Here is a 23,644-nt window from a genome sequence, read left to right on the forward strand (position 1 = left end):
CTTTATTTGGCCCCCTGCTCCAGCTCAACATTCAGGCCAAGGGACTTCAGTTCCTTGATCAGAACGTTAAAGCTTTCCGGAATACCGGCTTCAAAGTCATCCTGCTCACGCACAATGGCTTCGTAGACCTTGGTTCGACCGGACACGTCATCCGATTTCACCGTCAGCATTTCCTGCAGCGTATACGCAGCACCATAGGCTTCAAGAGCCCAGACTTCCATTTCACCAAAGCGCTGACCACCGAACTGCGCCTTACCACCCAGCGGCTGCTGGGTCACAAGGGAGTACGGACCGATGGAACGTGCGTGGATCTTGTCATCAACAAGGTGATGCAGCTTGAGCATGTAGATGTAACCAACCGTGGTCTTACGCTCAAACGGCTCACCCGTGCGCCCGTCAATCAGCTGAGACTGACCGGATTTATGAACACCGGCTTTTTCAAGCATGGCTTCAATATCCGGGATGGAGGCCCCATCGAACACCGGCGTTGCAATCGGCACGCCCTTGCGCAGATTGTTGCACAGCTCGGTCAGCTCGCGGTTGTCCATGTCGGCAATGGCTTCGTCATAGATGTTCTGCCCATACACGTCTTTCAGACGGTCCAGCAGTTCCTGACGCTTTTCACCAGTGCGCTGGTATTCATCCACCAGTTCACCAATGCCACGACCAAGGTTGGCGCAAGCCCAGCCAAGATGCGTTTCCAGAATCTGCCCCACGTTCATACGTGACGGCACACCCAGCGGGTTCAGCACGATATCCACAGACGTACCATCTTCCAGGAAGGGCATGTCTTCAACTGGCACCACGCGAGAAACCACACCCTTGTTCCCGTGACGACCGGCCATTTTGTCACCCGGCTGCAGCTTACGCTTCACCGCGACAAACACTTTGACCATCTTCATCACGCCGGGCGGCAGTTCATCACCACGCTGGAGCTTCTCAACCTTGCTTTCAAAGCGGGCCTGAATTTTTGCCACAGAGGCATCAAATTCACGACGCAGCGTTTCCAGCTCAGCCATGACCTCATCAGACGCCACAACAATGTTACGCCATGTGCCACGCGGGTTTTCGTCCAGAACTTCATCCGTAATCACGGTGCCCGAGCGAATACCTTTGAAGCCGGCACCAGCGGTCTGATCAAGCAGCTTTTCACGCAGACGGCTGTAGAAGGAGCGTTCCTGAATGGCGCGCTCATCATCACGGTCCTTGGACAGACGTTCGATCTCGGCGCGTTCAATCGCCATCGCACGTTCGTCCTTGTCCACGCCACGGCGTGAGAACACGCGGACGTCAACAATGGTGCCGGTCGTGCCGGGCGGCAGACGCAGAGACGTATCACGCACGTCAGACGCTTTTTCACCGAAGATGGCGCGCAGAAGTTTTTCTTCCGGCGTCATCGGGCTTTCACCCTTCGGCGTGACCTTACCGATGAGGATATCACCGGGGTTCACTTCAGCACCGACGTAAACGATACCGGCTTCGTCCAGGTTACGCAGCGCTTCTTCACCCACGTTGGGGATATCACGCGTGATTTCTTCCTGACCCAGCTTGGTATCACGCGCCATGACTTCGAATTCCTCGATATGGATCGAGGTAAACACGTCATCCTTCGCAATACGTTCGGAGATCAGGATGGAATCTTCGAAGTTGTAACCGTTCCAGGGCATGAACGCGACAAGCGTGTTACGGCCCAGAGCCAGTTCACCCAGCTCCGTGGACGGACCATCGGCAATGATGTCACCAGCGCGAACCGTATCCCCAACATGCACCAGCGGACGCTGGTTGATGCAGGTGGACTGGTTGGAGCGGGAGTATTTCCGCAGACGATAGATATCAACGCCCTGCGTAGACCCGTTCTCATCGGTTGCACGCACAACAATACGTGCACCGTCGATCTGATCCACAATACCCTGACGACGGGCAACAATTGTTGCACCGGAGTCATGAGCCACTGCGGCTTCCATCCCTGTGCCAACCAGCGGCGCATCAGAGCGCACCAGCGGCACAGCCTGACGCTGCATGTTGGAACCCATCAGTGCACGGTTCGCGTCATCGTTCTCAAGGAACGGAATGAGCGCTGCAGCGACGGAAACCAGCTGCTTGGGAGAAACGTCACAAGCCGTCACTTCGGTCGGCGGCACGAGACGGAAGTCCCCGCCACGACGCACGGACACCAGATCACCCGTCAGGGTGCCATCAGCATCCTGCTTGGCGTCGGCCTGTGCCACCACCAGCTTTTCTTCTTCCATGGCGGAAAGATATTTCCAGCCATCCTGAAGAACGCCGTCCTTTACCAGGCGATACGGCGTTTCAATAAAGCCGTATTTGTTCACCTTGGCGTAAGTGGAGAGAGAGTTGATCAGACCGATGTTCGGGCCTTCCGGCGTTTCAATCGGGCAGATACGGCCATAGTGGGTCGGATGAACGTCACGGACTTCAAAGCCTGCGCGCTCACGTGTCAGACCACCCGGGCCAAGTGCTGAGAGACGACGCTTATGCGTGACTTCAGACAGCGGGTTGGTCTGATCCATGAACTGGCTCAGCTGGGAAGACCCGAAGAATTCACGCACAGCAGCAGCAGCAGGCTTCGCGTTGATCAGATCATGCGGCATGACCGTATCAATATCGACGGAGCCCATACGCTCACGAATAGCGCGTTCCATACGCAGCAGGCCAACGCGATACTGGTTTTCCATCAGTTCACCAACCGAGCGAACACGGCGGTTACCAAGGTTATCAATATCGTCGACCTGACCGCGGCCGTCCTTCAGTTCACACATCACCTTGATGGTGCGCAGGATGTCTTCCTTGCGCAGCACGCGCACGGTATCCGGCACATCGATATCAAGGCGCATGTTCATCTTCACACGACCGACCGAAGAGAGGTCATAACGGTCGGGATCGAAGAACAGACCATGGAACATGGCGTCAGCGGTTTCAGCCGTCGGCGGCTCACCCGGACGCATGACGCGGTAGATGTCGATCAGTGCTTCATCACGCGCGGTGTTCTTATCAACCGTCAGCGTGTTGCGGATCCACGGACCCTTGGCAGCATCAATCGCCAGAACCGGCAGTTCTGTTACACCAGCGTCATCAAGACCCGTCAGCGTAGCTTCAGTGATTTCATCACCAGCTTCTGCGTAGATCTCGCCTGTTTCGAGATTGACCATATCCCGGGCGATGAAGCGGCCCAGAAGGTCAATTTCGCCAACCAGCACTTCGCGGGTTTTTTCAGCGATCTTGCGCACCATCCGAGCGGTCAGCTTGGCTTCTGCCTCAGCAACCACTTCACCGGTTTCTGCGTCAACCAGCGGTGCCAGCAGCTTCAGACCACGGAAAGAATCCGCATCGAACGGACGCGCCCAGCCTTTAGCCGTTTTGGTGAAGGTGACGGTGTCATAGAAGTAGGAGAGGATTTCATTATCATCCATCCCCTTGATATCCAGAGCGTCGACGTCACCGCCTTCAGCCATTTTCGCCTTACGGGCAGCGGCAGATGCCTCGCCTTCCAGCGCATACAGCAGCGTGGTGACAGGCAGCTTACGCTTCCGGTCGATACGCACATAAATCAGATCTTTGGCGTCGAACTCGAAGTCCAGCCAGGACCCACGATACGGAATGACGCGTGCGGCAAACAGATATTTGCCGGAAGAGTGCGTCTTGCCCTTATCGTGGTCAAAGAACACACCGGGAGACCGGTGCATCTGGCTGACGATAACACGCTCGGTGCCATTGATAATGAAGGTCCCGTTGTCGGTCATCAGGGGCATGTCGCCCATATAGACCGGCTGCTCCTTGATATCCCGGATGGAGCGGGAACCCGTATCTTCATCCACGTCCCATACAATGAGACGCAGGATCACTTTCAGCGGAGCGGAATAGGTCAGCCCGCGCTGAATGCATTCTTCAACATCATATTTCGGCTCTTCGAATTCGTAGCTAACGAATTCCAGCCGCCCGCGACCTGCAAAGTCATTAATCGGGAATACAGATCGGAAAACCTCCTGCAAACCTGTCGGCGTGCGCGCATCGGGCGACACATTCGCCTGAAGAAACGTCTCGTAAGACGCCCGCTGCACGTCAATCAGGTTCGGCATCGGAGCGATTTCGGGGATCCGCCCGAAACTCTTGCGAATCCGCTTCCGTCCTGTGAACGATTTGGTGATTGCGTTCATCGTCGCTCCTGCCCTGCCCTTTGTCTCGGACCATCAGGCCCGCCGCGCTCTACCGCGAGCCTGATGGTCCGATCTGTAGTAACCGGCCTTCACTGATACCGGAAAGACCCCGGCCTCTATACCTGCTCCGAACCGGATCCGAAACAGGCAAACGGGCAGAGGCAACATACCCCCACCCGAAAACCTTTTCCATTACCCCGCCACCCTGAGGCAGCGGGACTTTGGCAAACTTATTTAATTTCGACGCTGGCGCCGTTGTCTTCAAGAGCTTTCTTGATTTTTTCGGCTTCGTCTTTGCTAGCGCCTTCTTTAACGGTCTTCGGTGCGCCTTCAACCAGGTCTTTGGCTTCTTTCAGGCCCAGACCCGTGATGCCACGGATTTCCTTAATGACGTTGATTTTCTTGTCGCCAGCTTTGGTCAGAACGACGTCAAATTCGGTCTTTTCTTCAGCCGGAGCAGCGGCAGCAGCCGGACCAGCAGCAGCAACAGCAACCGGAGCAGCGGCGGAAACGCCCCACTTTTCTTCCAGCAGCTTGGAGAGTTCAGCAGCTTCGAGAACGGTCAGAGCAGACAGTTCGTCAACGAGCTTGTTCAGATCAGCCATGATTAGACTTCCTAATATAAACACTGGTTTGCAAAGCACAACCTCCCCGGTGGAAGGCCATGCGATTTCTTGAACACGTCTTCAGATGAAGGCGTGCTTTAGGCGGCTTCCGCCTCACCCGTTTTGGCATAGACCCCAAAAACCCGGGCAAGCTGCCCTGCCGGCGCCTGAACAACACCTGCGATACGCGTAGCGGGCGTGGAGATAAGACCCACGAGCTGCGCGCGCAGTGCATCCAGAGACGGCAGTTCGGCCAGAGCCTTCAGTCCGTTGGCGTCAAGCACCTGCGAACCAAGAGAACCCCCGACCAGCACAAGCTTGTCATTGGTTTTGGCGAACTCGACGATCACCTTTGCCACTGCTACCGGATCAGCTGCCCATGCAAGAGCAGTCGGTCCTTTAAGCATCGGCTTAATGCCGTCGAACTGGGTCCCATCCAGGGCGAGAGTTGCCAGCCGGTTTTTTGCGACCTTGTAAGTTGCACCCGCTGCACGCACTTTGCGTCGCAGATCCGTCACATCAGCTACGGTCAACCCAGCATTCTGGGTCACCACAACCATGGACGTTTCGGCGAACACGGCGGCAAGGGCGGCAACAGCGGCCTGCTTTTCCGTACGGTTCAAATCCCGTCTCCGTCTTGCTTCATCCAGCCTTGGCCGAATAAAGCGGGTTGCCCTCAGGATTTCACAAAAACAGTGCGAAATCCGCTCGCCTGTCCTTCAAACGGAATACCCGGAGCCTGCCGAAAAACAGCCTGCAACCAGCATCCCCGTCTTACACGCGCAAACCTGTAAGGTTTTTTACGGCACAAGGCCACGTGTGATCTCGGACAGGATCGGGAAGCAACCCGAAGGCACTTCCCTTAATGTGCCGCACCAGACCGAAGCCCGGCACAGCAGCATCTCAAACTCAGCCTGCGAAAGCTGAGATATCGACCTGAACGCCCGGGCCCATGGTGGACGCAAGAGCGATCTTTTTCAGATACGTGCCCTTTGCACCCGTCGGGCGAGCTTTCTGCACGGCATCGATGAATGCGCGAGCATTTTCAATCAGCTTCGCTTCATCGAAAGAAGCTTTGCCGATGCCTGCATGCACGATACCGGCTTTTTCAGCGCGGTATTCGACCTGACCGGACTTGGCTGCCGTGATAGCACCCTTAACGTCCATGGTCACGGTGCCCAGCTTCGGGTTCGGCATCAGACCACGCGGACCGAGGATCTTACCGAGACGACCAACGAGAGCCATCATGTCCGGGGTCGCAATGCAGCGATCGAATTCGATTTCGCCAGCCTGCACTTTTTCCATCAGGTCTTCAGCGCCAACAACATCGGCACCGGCAGCGGTTGCTTCTTCAGCTTTCGCGCCACGAGCAAACACGCCAACGCGCAGCGTCTTACCCGTGCCGTTCGGCAGGGAAACGAAACCGCGGACCATCTGGTCAGCATGACGCGGGTCGATGCCCAGATTGAGGGAGATTTCAACCGTTTCGTCAAACTTGGCCGTTGCATTGCCCTTTACCAGAGAAATAGCTTCGTCCAGACCGTAAGACTGACCGTGAGTGACTTTGCTGCGTGCAGCGGCAATACGCTTGTTCTTAGCCATGCTCTCAGCCCTCCACCGCCAGACCCATGGAGCGGGCAGAACCTGCCAGCATCCGCACAGCGCCATCGATATCGTTAGCGTTCATGTCTTTGAACTTCTGCTCTGCGATTTCCTGCAGCTGACCCATGGTCACCTTGCCAACAGCAGCAGACTTACCAACCGTCTGGCTGCCTTTGGAAATCTTGGCAGCTTTCAGCAGGAAGTAGGTGTTCGGCGGCGTCTTGGTGATGAAGCTGAACGTGCGGTCTGCATAAGCGGTGATGACGACCGGGATCGGCATACCAGGCTCAAGACCCTGGGTCTTGGCGTTGAACTCTTTACAGAACTGCATGATGTTCAGACCACGCTGACCGAGCGCGGGACCAACCGGCGGCGAAGGATTCGCTTTACCAGCAGGAATCTGAAGCTTGATGTAGCCAACAACTTTTTTGGCCATATCCGGGACTCCTCATTATTGAACCCGGACCGCGGTTCTCACGACTCCTCTGAGCCATGGTTATGGCACAGGACGAGCCTCCCGCGTTCCGATAGGAAAGGCGCGCTTACCGGTGCGCGCCGCTTGTGTCAAGAGGCTGACGCATATTTGCACTACCCGATGTCAGGTCAGAAGCAGCCGGATCAGTCTGTGTGCTGATGCCACCAAGCGGGGCTGCATGGCGCAGATTACCATACTGCAACGGGTGGAACGGCATGATTTTATCAGACTGCGGCAGTTCTGCCCGAGACCAGCCACCACCCAGCGCGCGAATCAGCTCCACACGCGCATCAACAGCACGGGTCTGCACCTGCACAAGGGCAATACGCGCATTCAGCGCCGCCACCTGTGCCACCACCACATCAAGGTAGTTGGTCAGGCCGCCGGTATAGAGCGCCATGGTCATGGTCTGGGTATGCAGGGCGGCATCCACTGCACTGCTCTGCTGCTGCGCTTCCGTCTTCAGGCGGTTGGTGCGCGTCAGGTTATCTTCCACCTCCTGAAACGCATCCAGCACAGTGCTGCGATACAGGTCTTCCTGCTCCCGGTATTGCGACCAGTTGCGTTGCAGCTCAGCACGCCGCAGCCCACCCTGAAACAGCGGCAGCAGTGCCTGCACGCCAAACTGGTACATGGAGTTGGAAAGAGACGCGAGGTCAAACCCGTTATCCATGAAGCCCGTCATGGCGTTGAAGGTAATGTGCGGATAGAACGCCGCACGCGAGACACCAATCGCCCTGTTGGCCTGCGCCATACGCCGCTCGGCCTCCGCAATATCCGGTCGCCGTTCCAGCAACGTGGATGGCAGAGCAACCGGCGGCTGCGCCTCAGCAAACCCCAGACGCGTGACCGGCGCGATATGGAACGAGGCCGGAGCCTGATTCACCAGCACCGCAATGGCATGCTCCATCACATCCCGCTGGGAGCGCACTTCGGTTTCCTGCGCCTGCGTGGTGTAGAGCTGGGTTTCTGCACGTGAGACGTCCATCCCCGGCGCAATCGCCCCTGCCAGACGCATTTTGGTGACCTGCACTGCCGTCTGATAGTAGCGGATGGAATCCCGATACACTGCATCCTGCGCATCCAGACCACGCAGCGTCACGTAATCACTCGCCAGTTCGGCCTGCAGGCTCAGGCGTGCCAGCGCATAGGCCGCTGCCTCGGCCTGCGTGCCCTGCTTGGCCATGCGCACCTTGTTGCGGATGGCCGACCAGAAATCCGGCTCCCATGTCGCTGTGCCCGAATATTGCTCGGACGACATATAGACCGGCCCGGCGGACCCTGCCCCGCGCCACAGCCTGTGGCGCGAGCCCTTATATTTCTCACCGCTCGCAGCACCATTGACCTGCGGATACAGGTGGGACTTGGCTTCCATCGCCACATCACGCGCCTGCATGAAGGCTTCCGCCTGCGCCTGAAGGCTCGGGTTCAGGCGCATGGCCTGCTCTTCCAGCTGGTTGAGTTGCGGATCTCCCAGCATGGTCCACCAGTCCGGGCGGATCACATCATCTGCCGGCTGACCGGGCTGAAGAACCCCGTGATTCTGCCCTTCCCACTGGGCAGGCAGCTTCAGTTTTGTCGGGTTGTAGCGCGGGGCCATGTCACACCCCGAGAGGATGGTGGCCAGCGAAAGACCAACCAGAAAACTCCGCTTCAGTCGCAGCGTCACGGCGCGCCCTGTCATGGGCGGCCTCCTTCTTCTGCCGCTGGCTGATTATCTTCCGGCATGGCGCGGATATCATCGTTGCCCTGCTCGGCTTTTTCAGCCGGAGCCTTCTGCTCTGCCTTAGGCGGGGTCGGCTTTTTGGGAGCGACGTTGTAGCCCGGCGTACCTTTGACAATCCTTACGCTCTGGCCATCCAGCAGGCCGGCAGAGGGGCTGTTCACCACGCGGTCCGTTTTCTTCACACCGCGCAGGATCTGCACCGTCGTGCCCAGATTGGTCCCGACCGTTACACCCACCAGATGCACATGGTTGGAATCATCCACCAGCGCGACCTGTGTGCCTTCCGCGCGGAAAATAATCGCACCTTCCGGCAGGATCAGCATATCGGGGTCACCCGGTGCCTTGAAGTTGGCGGTCGCGTAGGAGTTCGGCCAGAGTTCGCCAGATTTGTTGTCCAGCGTGAGTTCCGTCGTCACCGTACGGGTCGAAGCGTTAAAGGCGGTCGCGGTCGCCAGGAATTTCGCCTTGAAGGTGCGGTCCGGATATTGCGGGATGCTCAGATCGGCTTCCAGACGCGGGGAGATAATGTCCGCATAGTCCTGCGGCACAGCGACGAACACGCGCATGGCATGCACATCCGCCACGCTGAACAGTTCCGTGGCATTCCCGTGAGAGTCCACATCCCCTCGCCCGGCATTCACGTAATCACCCACGTCCGCAAAACGCGACGTCACGATACCATCAAACGGCGCGACGATTTTCTTGAATCCTTCAAGTGCTGCAAACCGTTCCACGTCATGGCGTGCGGCTTCCACCTGTGCCTGCTGGGCCTCGGCGTTGGCAGCCTGCACGTCCACTTCCTGCTGCGAGACAGCCTGCGTGCCCTGCAACGCCTTCCAGCGCCGCGCCGTAATCTGCGCCAGCTTGTAGCGGGCCTGAGCCACATCCAGATTGGCCTTGGCGGCGGCATACTGGGCATCCAGTCCCGGCGTGTCGATTTCCGCCAGAACATCGCCGGTTTTCACCACGGCACCAAAGTCCTTGTACCACATTTTCACGTAGCCAGAGACCTGCGCGTAAATGGGAGCCTGATACCATGCGGCGATATTGGCTGGCAGCGAGAGCGTGCGGACAGACGGCCCCGGCTGCGGGTAGATGACCTGCACGGCGGGTATCGCGTTTTCCTGCGTTTCCCGGGCCAGATGCATGTAATGCGCCTGCCGCTGCACAATGCCGACGACCGCCAGAATAATGGCGACTATCGCGACAATGATGATCCCGATCGTCCTTTTGCGGGAAGACGCCGCATCATGCTGTGTGGTCTGCTCCGGCTGGCCACCGTCTTCATGATACCCGCTCATGCGCCTTCTCCCTGTTCCGTCGTCGTGGTCGGCTTTTTTCGATTATGCAGCATGGCGAAAACACATGGCACAAATAGCAAGGTTGCAACTGTTGCCACCAGCAGGCCGCCCATGACGGCTTTGCCCAGTGGCGCGTTCTGAGAATTACTGAGGGACATTGGCAACATCCCGATAATCATGGCGGAGGCCGTCATCAGCACGGGGCGAATACGCTCAAACCCGGATTCAATGGCGGCCTTAATGGCGTCGCCATGCTCTTCCAGCCGCTCCCGCGCAAAGGACACCACCAGAATGGCGTTGGCGGTTGCCGTGCCCATGCACATAATGGCCCCTGTCAGCGCAGGCACCGAAAGTGTGGTGTGCGTCAGGAACAGGCTCCAGGAAATCCCGGCCAGTGCGCCCGGAAGGGCTGTGATGATGATGAACGGGTCCAGCCAGGACTGAAAGTTGACCACAATCAGCAGGTAGACCAGCAGCACGGACATGGCGAGGCCACCGAGCAGCTGCGCATAGGCGCTGTTCATGGTGACCGCCTGCCCGCGCACTTCCAGTGCGGAGCCATGCGGCAGGTCCGGGCGGACCTCATCCACAATACGCTCCACCTCACGGGAGACCGTGCCGAGGTCAATGCCCTCGTTGGAGGCGTAAATGTCGAACACCGGCAGAATGTTATAGTGCGAGACTTCACCCGGCGTGCCAGTCTGCACGATCTGGCTCAGACCACCCAGAATCTGCGGCGTCTGGCCCGTCGGGTTGCCGTCACCCTTATCAATGGGCGTGATTTCCAGATCATTCATGGTCTGCAGGAAGGTCGCTGGCGTCTGGATATCAATCAGATGCGAAACACCCGTCTTGGTATCCAGCCAGTAGACCTGCCCCACCTGAGAGCTACCGGAGAGCGAAACCAGCGCGTTGTTCGCCACGTCGGATTCCGTAATACCCGTACCCAGCGCGTAGGTTCGCCGCGTGTTGACCCGCAGGGTGGGCGTTGTCATTGGCTGCTGGACAGATACATCTGTCAGCCCCGTGACGTGCCGCAGGCGGTCGGCCAGACGGTTAGCAAAGCGGAAATTCTCTGCAAGGTTGCGGCCCGTAATCTGCACATCAATCGGCGACGGCAGACCAAAGTTCAGGATCTTGGCGGTCAGATCGCCCGGCAGGAAGGAAATCTGCGTGCCGGGGAATTTCTCACCCAGATTATGGCGGATCATCCGGCGATACTCTGCCACTGGGGAGTCCGGGTCTTTCAGCGAGACCGTGAGGTCACAATCCTGCGTGCCGACCGTGGGGGTGGGAATATAGGCCTGATTAAGCGGGCTGAACGGCAGACCGCAGTTATCGACAATACTCTCCACCTGCCCCGGCAGCGTGCGTTCAATTTCGTCATTCACCAGCTGAGAAATCTTGCCAGCTTCTGAGAGCTTGGTGCCCAGCGGCGCGCGCATGTGAATGGCCATGGTGTCGGAATTGATTTCCGGGAAGAAGTCCTGCCCCACAAAGAACAGCAGCCCCAGAGACCCGAGCGAACACACCACAAACACCGGAATGAACGTGCCGCGCGTGGCGACCAGATGGGTCAGCAGGTTCTGGTATCCGTGACGGAACTGCTCGAATTTGTGCTCAAACCCCCTCTGGAACCGGCCGAAAATGGTTTTAGGTTCCACCGGACCATGGGCATGCGCGGCCACCTGAGCAGCCAGCATGTATTTCGCCATAGTCGGCACGAGGGTCCGGGAAAGGATGAAGGAGGCGATCATCGCGAAGATGATGGCTTCAGCCATCGGCATGAACAGCCAGCCCGCAACGCCGGTCAGCTGGAACAGCGGCATCCAGACAATACAGATACACAGCGTGGAGACGAAGGTCGGGATCACGATCTGATTGGCAGCATCGATAATCGCGGTCTCGAGATCCTTGTCCATCTCGAGATGCGCATCGATGTTTTCAATCATCACGGTGGCATCATCCACCAGAATACCCACGGCCAGCGCCAGCCCGCCGAGGGTCATGACGTTAATGGTCTGCCCGGCCCAGCCCAGCCCGATAATGGAGCACAGCATGGCCAGCGGAATGGAGGTGGCGATAATGACAGTCGAGCGCCAGGAACCGAGGAACAGCAGCACCACAAGCCCGGTCAGACAGGCAGCGGTCAGCATTTCCCGCAGCACGTCCTGCACGGATTCCTTCACGAAAGTGGAGGCATCATTCAGCACCTTGATGTTGACGCCTTCGGGCAGGGTTTTCACGATCCCGGGGAGCAGCTTTTTCACGCCCGCCACAACTTCCAGTGTCGAGGCGTCACCACTCTTCATGACCACAATCAGAACGCCCTGCTGGCCTTTAACCAGCACGAGGTTGGTCTGCGGCGGCCCGCCCTGATGCACCCACGCCACGTCCTGCAGGCGGACCACAGCATTCCCCACCTGCTTGATGGGTAGCATGTTGAGGTCATCCATATCCCGCGGCGAAGCGTTGGTCTGCACCATCCAGTCAAACGCGCCAATCCGCTGGTCACCCGCGGGCAGCACAATGTTCTGACTGTTAAGGGCTTTGGACACATCGATGGGCGAGAGCCGGTGGGCCAGCAGTTTGACGGGATCCAGATCGACCATCACGTTACCGGGCTGGCCGCCATAGGGGTTCGGGATGGCCGCCCCCGCAACAGACACCAGCGCCGGTCGGATAAGGTTGGACGACATATCGTAGATCTGTGAGGCCGTCATGGAGGTCGAGGAGACCTGCAACGTGATGACCGGCACAGAGGAGGCATTATAGGCCAGCACCAGCGGTGGCGTGGAGCCGGTGGGCATCTGCTTGATCACGGTCTGGGAGACCGAGGTGATCTGCGTCTGCGCCACGGCGGTATCCGTGCCAGGCTGGAAGAAGATTTTGACGATCCCGCGGCCGTAATAGGACTGGCTTTCAATATGCTCGATATTGTTCACCGTCGCGGTCAGCGCGCGCTCGTAGTAATAAACCACACGGCCGGACATATCCTCCGGCATCAGGCCGGTATAGGTCCAGACCACGGCCACCACCGGGATCTTGATACTGGGGAAGACGTCAGTCGGTGTCGTGAAGACACCTCTGATACCAAACACCAGAATAAGAATGGAGAGTACCACAAAGGTATACGGCTTTTTAAGCGCCGTTACGACAATCTCATTCATACATGACAGCCCCTGCCGACACGTCTAAACGCCAGCATCCAGATAAATCGCTCATACAAACTGAGATACAGACATCCCCTCTCAGCGCCAATAAAAATGCTTTTAATCTGGGCGTTTCAGGAATGTTGTAACACAAATATAACAGTGAAGCGGGTTCCACGCCCTTCCGGCCCCGCATCGATCTGCACCGTCGCGTCATGCAGGTGGGCAATGGCGGAAACAAGGCTGAGGCCCAGCCCGCTGCCCGGCACATGGCGGCTCTTGTCCGAGCGGTAAAAGCGGGACAGCACCGCGCCCCGTTCTTCCGGAGCGATACCAATGCCGGTGTCGGTCACAGTCAAATAGACTATGCCGGCCTGACGGCTTACACTCACCGTCACTTCCCCACCCTCCGGGGTAAATTTGATGGCATTATCCACCAGATTGACCAGCAGTTCGATCAGCAGATGCCGGTCCCCATCCAGACAGACCGGCACGGTGGTCGGCTGCATAACCAGCGTCACCCCCTCCGTTTCCGCAATCGGTTCATAGAGATCAACCACGTCAGCACCCAGATCGTTCAGGTTCACGGTTGCAAACCCGGCACGACGGCGGCTGCTTTCCAGCTCCGCAATCCGCAACAGGGCGGTGATAATGCCCAAACACTGGTCCAGATTGCCCACAGCCCCACTGACGGCATCTTCCAGCGCCTCGCGCTCGCCACCAGAGGCCAGGGCACGCTCCAGCTTGGCGCGCACGCGGGAGAGCGGTGTGCGCAGGTCATGCGCAATATCGTTGCCGACCTCCCGCATTCCGTCCATCAGGTGCTCCAGACGGTCGAGCATGCGGTTCACGCTCCCTGCCAGACGCTCCAGATCATCCCGTTCCTTCCCGGCAGGCAGGCGCTCGTGGATATCGCCCGCCATGATCAGGTCAATGGCCTCGTGCATTTCCTTCACCCGGAACAACGCACGGCGACTCAGCACCATGCCCAGCAACAGGGCGAATAACAGAGTGGGAATAGCCGCCACCACCGTGGCATGCCGCAGCATCAGCTTCTGCTCAGCCAGCAGGTGAAAGCTGCGCCCCAGCACCAGAATGGTGCCATCCGGCAAGGTCTCGGCCAGCAGGCGCAGCGGATAGGCAGCGCCCTCCTCCGGGTAGATTTCGATATTATGCGGTTTGCCGTCCGCTACGAGCCCTTTGGGCCATGCGTGCAGATCCCCGGCAATCAGGGCACGGCTGGCGTCAAACAGTCCGGCACTGCTGATGACCAGCCGCAGATCATCCGTTGCGCGTTTGCGGATGACATATTCCAGATGTTCCGGCGTCATCTGCGCCAGTAAATGGGCCTCGCCACGCAGCAGTTCGGTCGAGCGACGGGATTCCACCGCTTCCATCTGGGTATAAACCAGCCCGAACTGCATCACCATCACGCCTGCCATGGCCGCCAGAGCAGCCAGTGTGAGGCGGAAGGTTGCGGTGCGGAAAAGCTCAGTCAGGAACACGCAGCAGGAATCCTGTGCCGCGAATGCTGCGGATCAGCGGCTCTTCTCCGGGCGCATCCACCTTGCGGCGCAGCTTGCCGATATGCACATCCACCAGATTGGTGCGCGGAATAAAGCGATACTGCCAGACATCTTCCAGCATCATGGAGCGGGTCAGCACCTGCCCGGGCCTGCGCATGAGATATTCCAGCAACCGAAACTCGCGCGGCAGCAGCTCAATCTCCCGCCCATCCCGCCAGACGCGTCGCTCGATCAGATCCATGGAGAGCGGCCCTACCCGCAACTGGGTGCTGCGCGTATCATCCGGGCGGCGCAGCAGCGCTTCCACCCGGGCCATCAGCTCTTCCATGGCGAAGGGCTTGGTCAGGTAATCATCGCCGCCTGCTTTCAGACCGGTCACGCGGTCATCCACAGCGGAGAGAGCGGACAGCACCAGCACCGGCGTGCGGATGCCGCGCTGGCGCACCGCCTCAATCACGCTCAGGCCATCCATACCCGGCAGCAGGCGATCCACCACCATGACGTGCGCCTCACCCGTGAGGGCTGCCGTAAGACCAGCATCGCCGGTTTCCTCGTGTCGCACCTCAAAACCATGGGCCGTCAGTTCGCCCACAATTTCCTCAGCAATCGCGCTGTCATCTTCTATCAGCAGCACAACGCCTCTGGACTGCTCGGGGCCTCGGGGCTGGCCGAGCTGTGCTGTATCCGGATCTGTGTTCAGTGCTGTCTCTTCCGTCATAACTGTCCTGATGCTGTTTTCCCCGGTTCAGGGCCAGTAAATTCCATTTCAGGATTAAGCGCTACGTCTTCCGTCTCCGGGGCATCCAGTTCCCGCAATCGGCGGCTGACCACACGCGTGCGCCTGCGGGCTTCCTCAATGGATGTTGACATAGCCTGCGCATTGCGCGCCAGTTTTTCCAGCACGCCATCCATGCGGATCATTTCCTGTCGGGTTGCGCCCAGCAGGCGGGCAATGGTTTCCGTCCGGTCTTCCAGCGCCAGCGTGACATAACCCAGATGCACCGTGCGCAGCAGAGCGGGCATGAGAGCGGGCCCCATAATCATCACCCGGCAGGTCCGGCCAATTTCATCAATCAGGCCGGGGATGCGGGCCGCTTCCGCATAGAGGCCGTCGGTTGGCAGATACAGCACGGCAAATTCCACCGTGCGCGGAGGGTGGATATATTTGGTCGCAATTTTTCGTGCTTCCAGCCGCAAAGTGCTTTCCAGAGACTTGCGGGCGGCTTTCTCAGCCACCGCATCGCCGTCCTCCACGGCGTTCAGCAAACGCTCATAGGCTTCGGTCGGGAACTTGCTATCCACCGGCAGCACCGGCGGTGTGCTGGAGCGCACCGGCATGCGGATGGCAAATTCCACCACATCATTCCCCGGCCCCAGCCGCACGTTCGATTCGTAAGACCCTTCCGGCAGCACATCATCCAGAATGGCCTTGAGCTGCGCTTCCCCCCAGCCGCCACGGGTCTTCACGTTGCCAAACAGGCGCTTGAGGTCGCTGATCTGCGCCGTCATCGCCCGCACTTCGCCCATGGCCTTCTGCATGGCGCTAAACTGCTCCAGCACACGCTGGAAGGAGGTCTGCATCTGCCGCTCCACGGCCTCATGCAGCTGATCCGTCACCGCCACACGAATGGCGGACAACTGGCGGGCGGAGGTTTCCGCCATTTCCCGCAAGGCCTCGGCCTGCGCAGCCCGCACTTCGGCCTGCTCCCGCCCCATACTGCCAACCATGCCAGCCAGACGTTCAGCCAGCTCGGAACGCACCTGCTCAATGCGCCCGGTCATCACCCGTTCCAGTTCCGACAGATGCGTTCTCTGGTGCGCGGCTTCCGTCCGGGCAGCGGCGGTTTCCTGCTCCACAAGCACATAGAGCCGGGCCAGCAGATCCGCATCCGCCCCGCCCTGCCCCTTGCGGCCACCACCCAGCAGCCAGGCCAGCACAGCTCCCACCGCAAGTGCTCCCAAAGCCACAACAACCAGCATTATTCCATCATCCATCCGTGATCCGTCTCATTTTCTCTCGGCAGGGAGGCCGGTTCGTGCTGATCTGGTCCCCGTAATAAATTATGACGCCAATGCAACGAAGAGCCTGTATACAACAGCATTCAGGTTTGCCGCGCTGCTCCAGCGTTGACAAGAATAATGAACAAACCGGGAAAATACCCTTTTCGCCATGTCTCATCCTACCACTGCTTCCGCCCCCTCCGGCTCCTCCCGCGCGCACCTGTTTTATATTCAGGTGATTATTGCGGTTATTGCGGGCATTCTTGTTGGCGCCTTCTTCCCCAACATTGGCGCGGCCCTGCGTCCGCTAGGGGATGGATTTGTCAAACTCATCAAGATGGTCATCGCACCAGTCATTTTTCTGACCGTCTGCACCGGCATTGCCGGGATGGCGGACCTCAAACAGACAGGCCGTGTGGCAGGTAAGGCCATGGCCTATTTCCTGTGTTTTTCTACGCTGGCGCTGATTGTCGGCATGCTGGTGGCCAATATCGCCCGCCCCGGCGCGGGGCTGCATATCCAGCCTGCCTCGCTGGATACCGGCTCCGTCGCCAGTTTTGTGAGTGAAGCGCATTCCCACTCCTTTACGGAGTTCCTGATGCGCATCATCCCCAGCACCACCGCCGGGGCCTTCACATCGGGCGAGATTTTGCAGGTGCTGCTGATTGCCATCCTGTTTGGCGTCAGCCTCGCGCAGATGGGTGAAAGTGGTCAGAAAGTTCTCACCCTGTTCCGCAGCCTGACGGAACTGGTCTTCGGCGTGGTGCGACTGGTGATGTATGTCGCCCCCATTGGGGCCTTCGGCGCCATGGCCTTTACGGTGGGCAAGTTTGGCGTGGCGTCCATCGGGCATCTGGTCGGGCTGGTTCTGGCGTTTTATCTGACGGCCATTCTGTTCGTCTGCGGTATTCTGGGGCTAGTGACCCGCATGATGGGCTTCAGCATTTTCCGCCTGCTGGCTTACATCAAGGAAGAGTTGCTGATTGTTCTGGGCACCAGTTCCTCTGAATCTGCGCTGCCGGGGCTGATTTCCAAGCTGGAAAACGCTGGCTGCCCGCAAGGGATTGTCGGGCTGGTGGTGCCCATGGGCTATTCCTTCAATCTGGATGGCACCAATATTTACATGACCCTCGCGGCCCTGTTCATTGCACAGGCGACCGACGTGCATCTGGGCCTTGGGGAACAGATTGCCCTCCTGCTTGTTGCCATGGTGAGCTCCAAGGGGGCTGCCGGCGTCACAGGGGCCGGGTTTATTACGCTGGCGGCAACACTTTCCGTGGTCCCCAGCGTGCCGGTCGGTGGCATGGCGCTTATTCTGGGAATTGATCGCTTCATGTCGGAATGTCGTTCTCTGACCAATCTGGTCGGCAATGCGGTCGCTGCCATTGTTATTTCCCGTTGGGAAAACTCTCTGGACACACAGCAACTCCACAAAGCCCTGAGCGGAAAATCAGACACCTGAAGCCACCCCTCTCCTTTTTTTCAGCCTTTAAAAGCCTCTTATCAGATGCGAGATTTTACATGAGAACCGGAATGACAACGGCGCAGCGCCTTCGTGGCATTCTGGCAGGCTCTGCCGGGAACCTGCTGGAATATTACGACTGGTATGTCTATTCCTCCTTTACCATCTATTTCGCACACGCCTTCTTCCCACGTGGCAACCAAACCGCAGAGCTGCTGAATGCCGCAGCCATTTTTGCCGTTGGCTTCTTCATGCGTCCGGTGGGGGGATGGCTGCTTGGTATGGCGGCGGACCGTTATGGTCGCCGCACCGCGCTGACTTATTCCGTCACAGCCATGTGCTTTGGCTCGCTGGCCATTGCCGTCTGCCCGACCTATGAGCAAATCGGCCTTCTGGCGCCAGCCGTGCTGCTGCTGGCCCGACTGGTACAGGGCCTCAGTCTGGGTGGGGAATATGGAGCCTCCGCCACCTATCTGGCGGAAATGGCTACCCCGGAACATCGCGGGTTCTGGTCTGGCTTTCTGTATGTCACGCTGGTTATGGGGCAATTGCTGGCGCTGCTGCTTCTGCTGCTGATGCAATATGTCCTGCTCACACCGGAACAGATTGCGGCATGGGGCTGGCGCGTGCCGTTCGTTATCGGGGCGCTGGGAGCGTTGCTGGTGTTCTGGCTGCGTCGCCACATGCAGGAGAGCGAGCGTTTTGAAAAGACGAGCACACAAAAGGAAAAAGGAGGACTACGCGTCCTGCTTCAGCACCCGCGTGCCGTACTGACGGTCTGTGGCATGACGCTGGGTGGCACGGTTATTTTCTATACCTACACCATCTATATGCAGAAATATCTTGCCAACACGCTGGGCTTTCCCAAAGAGACTGCAACGCTGATCTCTTCTGCCTGCCTGATTATTTTTGCAGCCATCCAGCCTGCGTTCGGGGCGTTGTCTGACCGCATTGGTCGCCGCCCGCTGCTACTGTATTTTGGCGTCTGCGCCACGCTGGGCACCGTCCCGCTGCTGACCATTCTCTCCGGTGTTCACTCTGCATGGGCCGCATTTGGGCTGATCACGGGCGCGCTGTTCATCGCCTCTGGCTACACCTCCATCAATGCGGTGGTGAAGGCGGAGCTCTTCCCCACCCGCATCCGCGCGCTGGGTGTGGCGCTGCCTTATGCTGTTACGGTGTCCGTCTTTGGCGGCACAACGGAATATGTCGCGCTGTGGTGCAAGCAGGCGGGGCACGAGATGTGGTTTGCCTATTACGTGTCCGCCTGCGCCCTTGTCACACTGCTGACAGTGCTGACACTGCCCCGCACAACCGTGATTGATCAGGGATAACAGTCGTCCTTTTTTAAGGGACACAAATTGCCCGGAAGCGGCCTTGAAATTGCCATGAGGCAGCGCGTTATTAGGACGTGAAGAGGAGACGCTCCGGTGTTTCCTCTGTCAGTTTCGAGGAGGCACACGATGCGCCGTATGACAAAACTTCTTCTCGCCCTGCCCCTTATTGCAGGCACGACACTGGCGACACTGCCCGCCGCAGAGGCGCATCCGGGTGGCGGCTGGGGCCGTCCCGGCTGGGGTGGTCCGCCTCCGCCGCCGCGTGGTGGTTACTGGGGTGGTGGCCCGCGCAGAGGCTGGCACCGTGGCCCCGGTGGCGGTGCCATTGCCGGCGCGCTGATTGGTGGTCTGGCTGTTGGCGCTCTGGCCGGTGCTGCCATGGGCAATGCCGCACCGCCGCCGGTGGCTTATGCGCCGCCACCTCCGCCTCCGCCCGCTATGGGCTATGCCGTGCCGGTGGTGCCCGCAGTGCCGGTGGCTCCTGCTCCGGGCTATTACGCCGCCCCCGGCAGCTATTACTCCGGCTGGTAACCCCAGCCGGATTGAGGGCCTGATTGCAGGAGGCGTGCTGTTAAAGAGCCTTCGCGGCGTCCAGCACAGCCTCCACATGGCCCGGCACTTTCACCTTTTTCCAGATACGGGCGATTTTGCCATCCGCCCCAATCAGGAACGTGGTGCGATCAATCCCCATATAGGTTTTGCCGTAGAGGGATTTTTCGACCCACACGCCATAGGCTTCCGTCACGCTCCCTGCTTCATCTGAGGCCAGCGGGAATGTGAGGTCATATTTCTCAGCAAATTTATCGAGCGCTTTGAGCGGATCGCGCGAGACGCCGATCACGGTCAGCCCCGCCCCTTCAAACTGCCCCAGAGCCTCACTGAAGCCACAGGCTTCCTTGGTACAGCCGGGCGTATCCGCCTTGGGGTAGAAATACAGCACAAATGGTTTGCCTTTCAGCTCAGCGAGACTGACCGTGCGCCCCCGACTGGCCTCCATTTTGAAATCCGGAGCGGTATCGCCCTCTTTCAGGCCGTTTTTTGTGGTGTCCTGCGTATCTGTCATGCTCGGTTCTTTCCTTGAAAAATGATGTATCGGAAAACGCTGCCTGAAAAGTTTCCCTGTCAGACAGCCTTCAAAACTCAACGGCTGAGGGTGCGGAACGTTCTTCAGCAGCTTTTCCCGCAAAGCTGGCCTCCCCACCAAGCGGCCCGACGCGGTGCTCAAAGATCTGCCGCACAGCCTGCGCCAGATGCGCGGTGCGCGCCATCAGGTCCGGCAGAGTGGCTTCTCCCATCACACGCAGCAGAATTCTTACCGCGCCGGGCGCCAGTCCCCGCTCCAGATCAACAGGTGGCACAGGGCCGCACAGCAGCCGCAGCAAACATTGCAGCTGTCGCCAGACGGCATCGGCCTCCAGCAGCAGTTTTGTTTCCGCCGCACTCAGCAAACCACCTTTTTTCAGCAGAGCCAGCGCCCGCCGTGTGCAGGGGTTTCTGGCATCTTTCGTGCCTGCCACCAGTTGCAGAATCTGGGCGATGAACTCGACCTCCATCAACCCGCCGGCCCGGCGTTTGATATCCCACGGGCTGGAGGCTGGCAGATCCCGCGCCAGACGGGCGCGCATGTGCCGGGCATCCTCCAGCAGCGTTTCGGCAGAGGGTCGGGGCTTGCGCAAATCACCGTTCAAAATCCGCACCAGATCGCCCTGCAAGCGCGCCTTGAGTGCCACGGGGGCCGTAATCACACGGGCGCGGGTCAACGCCATGCGTTCCCATGTCCAGGCGGCGTCTTCATGGTATTTCAGGAACGCGGTGCGGAAGACAGCGACCGGCCCCGCCGCACCAGAGGGACGCAGCCGCATATCCACCGCATAAAGCGGGCCTTCCGGGCCGGGAGCGGTGAGTGCTGCAATAAAAGCATGGGCCAGACGGGTATAATATTGCGACACCGCCAGAGACCGGGGCGCACGCACCGGCAGACCATTCTGAAGTCTGAGTGCATTCTCCGGCACCTGACTGACCTGCACATCCTCCGGGTGATCAAACACCAGCAGCAGATCCAGATCAGACCCCGGCATCATCTCCCGAGAGCCCGCCTTGCCCAGCGCTAACACGGCCATGCCGCCACCGGGCACACGTCCATAGCGCTGCTGATGCTCCTTTTCCACGGCCCGCATCAGCACGATCATGATGGTATCAGCTAATGCGGTCCGCTGCTTCTCAGCTTCATTTTCTCCCAGCCGACCTTCCAGAACAGCCACGGAGAGACGAAACTCCTCCCCGCGCAGCAGAGGCCGCAGGGCCGTCACCAGCAGTTCCGCTGAGTCTACTTCCGTCGCCAGATGCCGCAGGCGGTCCAGCACGTTGCGGCCTTCTTCGGGCTCGGGTTCCAGCAGCCCTTCCAGGGCAGAGGGCGTATCGGCCAGATGGTTCGCCAGAAAGGCCGAGGAATCAAACAGGGCGGCAATCCGGTCAATCAGTGCCGGGTTCCGCTCGAACAGGGAGAGCAACTGCACCCCCGCATGCTGACGCGCCAGCAAGGCCTCAAACCGCCGCAGGCAGGCCAAGGGGTTACTACGCGCTGCAAAACTGGCCAGCAAGGCAGGCAACAAACCACGCAGCAAGGCCCGGGCCCGCTCGGAACGCAGCGCCCGCAGGCTGTTGGTCTGCCAGCGGGCCAGCACCTGCACCGCCTCTTCTGTCTGAGCAGCGGGAAAACCCAGACGTTCCAGCAAGGCCGGAGAATTTTCATCATCCGGGGCCACGGCCAGAAGGGTCGCATCCTGTGCGGGGGCGCTCACCTGCGGGGTGGCAAAATGCCGCTCAAAAATACGCCGGGCTTCCCGCATGCGGGGCAGCATTTCCAGCGCCAGTGCCTCGCCATCCGTATAATTCATGAACACGGCAAAGGCATCAAACGCCTCCGGGCGGTCCGGCAGGTCATGCGTCTGATGGTCAGCCCGCATCTGCAACCGATGTTCCGCATCCCGCAAAAACCGGTAGGTCCGCGCCAGCACTTCTGCTTCCTCTCGCGGGAGGTAGGCGGACCCCACCAGTTTTTTTAGTGCGCCAAAGGTTGTACGGTCTCGCAATGCAGGCACGCGCCCACCCCAGACAAGCTGCATGGCCTGCGCCAGAAATTCGATTTCCCGAATCCCGCCCTGCCCCAGCTTGACGTTATGGCCCAGCAGCCAGTCACGGCTGGCTGCCGGGTCCGCCAGCACCGCATCAGGCAGGTCTGCCAGCCCGGTGCGCCCCGCCTTGCGGTAGCGGTCAATGCGGGCCTTCATGTCATGAATATCGTCAATCAGCGCAAAATCGAGATGCCTGCGCCAGACAAACGGGCGAATGGCCGCCAGAAACCGCCGCCCCAACGCCATATCGCCTGCAACCGGCCGCGCCTTGATCATGGCGGCGCGCTCCCATGTCTGGCCCAGACTTTCATAATACTGGATGGCCGCCTGCACGGAGACTGCCGGAGGCGTGGAGGACGGGTCTGGCCGCAGGCGCAAATCTGTCCGAAAAACGTAGCCATCCGCATCCCGCGCTTCCATGAGGCCCACAAGATCGCTAGTCATACGGATAAAGACGCGCCGCACGGTATCAGGCTGAGACTGCACGGACGGATCGTACAGCACCATCAGATCAATATCCGAGGAGAAATTCAGTTCCCGTGCCCCTAGTTTTCCCATTGCCAGCACAACAAAACCACTGGCATGCGCCGGACGTTTGGGGTCTCGTAACTGAATCTGCCCAGCCTGATGAGCACTCCACAGCAAATGTCTGACAGCCACTTCCAGCGCCGCGTCCGCCAGCCGACTGAGCGTTTGCGTCACCTCCTCCAGCGACCAGAATCCCCCAAGGTCCGCCACAGCGCATATCAGGGCTGTGCGTTTTTTGGCCTCACGCAGGAAGCGGGCAACACACTCTCGCCCCGATGTGATGTCAAAATCGGCAAATGCTGCAAACACGTCCTTCGCACAGGGCTCCGGCCCGCTTTGCACCAGCGTTGCAAAAAACACCGGGTCCTGCCGTGCCAGATCAGACAGATACGGGCTGTTGCCCCCAAGACAGGCAACCAGCCCTTCAGCACCCGGCAGGTTCAGCACATCGCCCGGCCCTCCGGCCTCCTGCAAAGCCACCGTCATATCCTGCGCAAAATGCGTAGCCGCCTGCGCATCAGCGGGCGCGGCCCAGTTCGCATCGGGCCACAGACGTGTGCGGGCGCCACGCGGCGCCCGCACATCCCGGAAGTAAGAAGAAACAACACTTGCTGTCATAA

At 59.3% G+C, this 23,644-nt stretch carries 16 protein-coding genes; 3 read left to right on the forward strand and 13 right to left on the reverse strand.

Translation table 11 applies throughout. The features are described from left to right. Window positions 1–2: 2 nt before the first annotated feature. From rpoB to KP703_RS00525, 11 genes are all read right to left on the reverse strand, one after another. Window positions 3–4,175, reverse strand: a complete 4,173-nt coding sequence (gene rpoB / locus KP703_RS00475; RefSeq protein WP_215753459.1) for a DNA-directed RNA polymerase subunit beta — start codon at window positions 4,173–4,175, stop codon at window positions 3–5. Between the two features lie 230 nt (window positions 4,176–4,405). Beyond that, window positions 4,406–4,780: a 50S ribosomal protein L7/L12 gene (gene rplL / locus KP703_RS00480; RefSeq protein WP_062141832.1), complete on the reverse strand. Its 375-nt coding sequence runs from the start codon at window positions 4,778–4,780 to the stop codon at window positions 4,406–4,408. Window positions 4,781–4,878: 98 nt separating this feature from the next. Continuing rightward, a complete protein-coding gene (rplJ, locus tag KP703_RS00485) occupies window positions 4,879–5,403 on the reverse strand; it encodes a 50S ribosomal protein L10 (protein WP_215753460.1) in 525 nt (174 codons plus the stop codon). A gap of 286 nt (window positions 5,404–5,689) precedes the next feature. After that, window positions 5,690–6,382 (reverse strand): 50S ribosomal protein L1, encoded by a 693-nt coding sequence (gene rplA / locus KP703_RS00490; RefSeq protein ID WP_043552226.1) that lies wholly within the window; start codon window positions 6,380–6,382, stop codon window positions 5,690–5,692. 4 nt (window positions 6,383–6,386) lie between these two features. Beyond that, window positions 6,387–6,818 (reverse strand): 50S ribosomal protein L11, encoded by a 432-nt coding sequence (gene rplK, locus KP703_RS00495; RefSeq protein ID WP_215753461.1) that lies wholly within the window; start codon window positions 6,816–6,818, stop codon window positions 6,387–6,389. A 106-nt stretch (window positions 6,819–6,924) separates the two neighbouring features. Continuing rightward, window positions 6,925–8,541 carry an efflux transporter outer membrane subunit gene (locus tag KP703_RS00500; protein ID WP_215753462.1) on the reverse strand — a complete coding sequence of 539 codons (1,617 nt, stop codon included), beginning with the start codon at window positions 8,539–8,541 and terminating at the stop codon, window positions 6,925–6,927. Next, window positions 8,538–9,884, reverse strand: a complete 1,347-nt coding sequence (locus tag KP703_RS00505; RefSeq protein WP_062141837.1) for an efflux RND transporter periplasmic adaptor subunit — start codon at window positions 9,882–9,884, stop codon at window positions 8,538–8,540. The genes KP703_RS00500 and KP703_RS00505 overlap by 4 nt, the downstream gene beginning before the upstream one ends. Beyond that, window positions 9,881–13,054, reverse strand: a complete 3,174-nt coding sequence (locus tag KP703_RS00510) for an efflux RND transporter permease subunit (protein WP_062141838.1) — start codon at window positions 13,052–13,054, stop codon at window positions 9,881–9,883. The genes KP703_RS00505 and KP703_RS00510 overlap by 4 nt, the downstream gene beginning before the upstream one ends. Window positions 13,055–13,170: 116 nt before the next feature. Further along, window positions 13,171–14,541, reverse strand: a complete 1,371-nt coding sequence (locus KP703_RS00515; protein WP_215753463.1) for an ATP-binding protein — start codon at window positions 14,539–14,541, stop codon at window positions 13,171–13,173. After that, window positions 14,528–15,280 carry a response regulator transcription factor gene (locus KP703_RS00520; RefSeq protein ID WP_062272527.1) on the reverse strand — a complete coding sequence of 251 codons (753 nt, stop codon included), beginning with the start codon at window positions 15,278–15,280 and terminating at the stop codon, window positions 14,528–14,530. The genes KP703_RS00515 and KP703_RS00520 overlap by 14 nt, the downstream gene beginning before the upstream one ends. Next, window positions 15,277–16,557, reverse strand: a complete 1,281-nt coding sequence (locus tag KP703_RS00525) for a DNA recombination protein RmuC (protein WP_215753464.1) — start codon at window positions 16,555–16,557, stop codon at window positions 15,277–15,279. The genes KP703_RS00520 and KP703_RS00525 overlap by 4 nt, the downstream gene beginning before the upstream one ends. 175 nt (window positions 16,558–16,732) lie before the next feature. Between KP703_RS00525 and KP703_RS00530 the strand changes: the two genes are divergently transcribed. The 3 genes from KP703_RS00530 to KP703_RS00540 all read left to right on the forward strand — a co-directional run bounded on the left by KP703_RS00530 (window position 16,733) and on the right by KP703_RS00540 (window position 19,893). Beyond that, entirely contained in the window at window positions 16,733–18,025 is a 1,293-nt protein-coding gene (locus tag KP703_RS00530; RefSeq protein WP_215753465.1) for a dicarboxylate/amino acid:cation symporter, read from the forward strand. Between the two features lie 71 nt (window positions 18,026–18,096). Then, window positions 18,097–19,359: an MFS transporter gene (locus KP703_RS00535; protein ID WP_062249865.1), complete on the forward strand. Its 1,263-nt coding sequence runs from the start codon at window positions 18,097–18,099 to the stop codon at window positions 19,357–19,359. 129 nt (window positions 19,360–19,488) lie between these two features. After that, complete coding sequence (locus tag KP703_RS00540) at window positions 19,489–19,893, forward strand: hypothetical protein (protein WP_062272520.1); 405 nt, start codon at window positions 19,489–19,491, stop codon at window positions 19,891–19,893. A 40-nt stretch (window positions 19,894–19,933) separates the two neighbouring features. On the opposite strand, the gene bcp is transcribed toward KP703_RS00540, so the two are convergent. Together bcp and KP703_RS00550 are read right to left on the reverse strand one after the other, a co-directional pair. After that, entirely contained in the window at window positions 19,934–20,425 is a 492-nt protein-coding gene (gene bcp, locus KP703_RS00545) for a thioredoxin-dependent thiol peroxidase (RefSeq protein ID WP_215753466.1), read from the reverse strand. 70 nt (window positions 20,426–20,495) lie between these two features. Continuing rightward, window positions 20,496–23,642 carry a bifunctional [glutamine synthetase] adenylyltransferase/[glutamine synthetase]-adenylyl-L-tyrosine phosphorylase gene (locus KP703_RS00550; protein WP_215753467.1) on the reverse strand — a complete coding sequence of 1,049 codons (3,147 nt, stop codon included), beginning with the start codon at window positions 23,640–23,642 and terminating at the stop codon, window positions 20,496–20,498. Between the last annotated feature and the right edge of the window lie 2 nt (window positions 23,643–23,644).

Origin of the sequence: Acetobacter sp. P5B1 (assembly GCF_018811985.1) — a bacterium.
Classification (GTDB): Bacteria; Pseudomonadota; Alphaproteobacteria; order Acetobacterales; family Acetobacteraceae; genus Acetobacter; species Acetobacter cerevisiae.

Coding starts and splice junctions, on each gene's coding strand:
- KP703_RS00535 (WP_062249865.1), top strand. CDS start 18,097: ATGACAACGGCGCAGCGCCTTCGTGGCATTCTGGCAGGCTCTGCCGGG.
- rplK (WP_215753461.1), bottom strand. CDS start 6,818: ATGGCCAAAAAAGTTGTTGGCTACATCAAGCTTCAGATTCCTGCTGGT.
- KP703_RS00500 (WP_215753462.1), bottom strand. CDS start 8,541: ATGACAGGGCGCGCCGTGACGCTGCGACTGAAGCGGAGTTTTCTGGTT.
- rplA (WP_043552226.1), bottom strand. CDS start 6,382: ATGGCTAAGAACAAGCGTATTGCCGCTGCACGCAGCAAAGTCACTCAC.
- KP703_RS00530 (WP_215753465.1), top strand. CDS start 16,733: ATGTCTCATCCTACCACTGCTTCCGCCCCCTCCGGCTCCTCCCGCGCG.
- KP703_RS00520 (WP_062272527.1), bottom strand. CDS start 15,280: ATGACGGAAGAGACAGCACTGAACACAGATCCGGATACAGCACAGCTC.
- KP703_RS00550 (WP_215753467.1), bottom strand. CDS start 23,642: ATGACAGCAAGTGTTGTTTCTTCTTACTTCCGGGATGTGCGGGCGCCG.
- rplL (WP_062141832.1), bottom strand. CDS start 4,780: ATGGCTGATCTGAACAAGCTCGTTGACGAACTGTCTGCTCTGACCGTT.
- KP703_RS00505 (WP_062141837.1), bottom strand. CDS start 9,884: ATGAGCGGGTATCATGAAGACGGTGGCCAGCCGGAGCAGACCACACAG.
- rpoB (WP_215753459.1), bottom strand. CDS start 4,175: ATGAACGCAATCACCAAATCGTTCACAGGACGGAAGCGGATTCGCAAG.
- KP703_RS00540 (WP_062272520.1), top strand. CDS start 19,489: ATGCGCCGTATGACAAAACTTCTTCTCGCCCTGCCCCTTATTGCAGGC.
- KP703_RS00525 (WP_215753464.1), bottom strand. CDS start 16,557: ATGGATGATGGAATAATGCTGGTTGTTGTGGCTTTGGGAGCACTTGCG.
- bcp (WP_215753466.1), bottom strand. CDS start 20,425: ATGACAGATACGCAGGACACCACAAAAAACGGCCTGAAAGAGGGCGAT.
- KP703_RS00510 (WP_062141838.1), bottom strand. CDS start 13,054: ATGAATGAGATTGTCGTAACGGCGCTTAAAAAGCCGTATACCTTTGTG.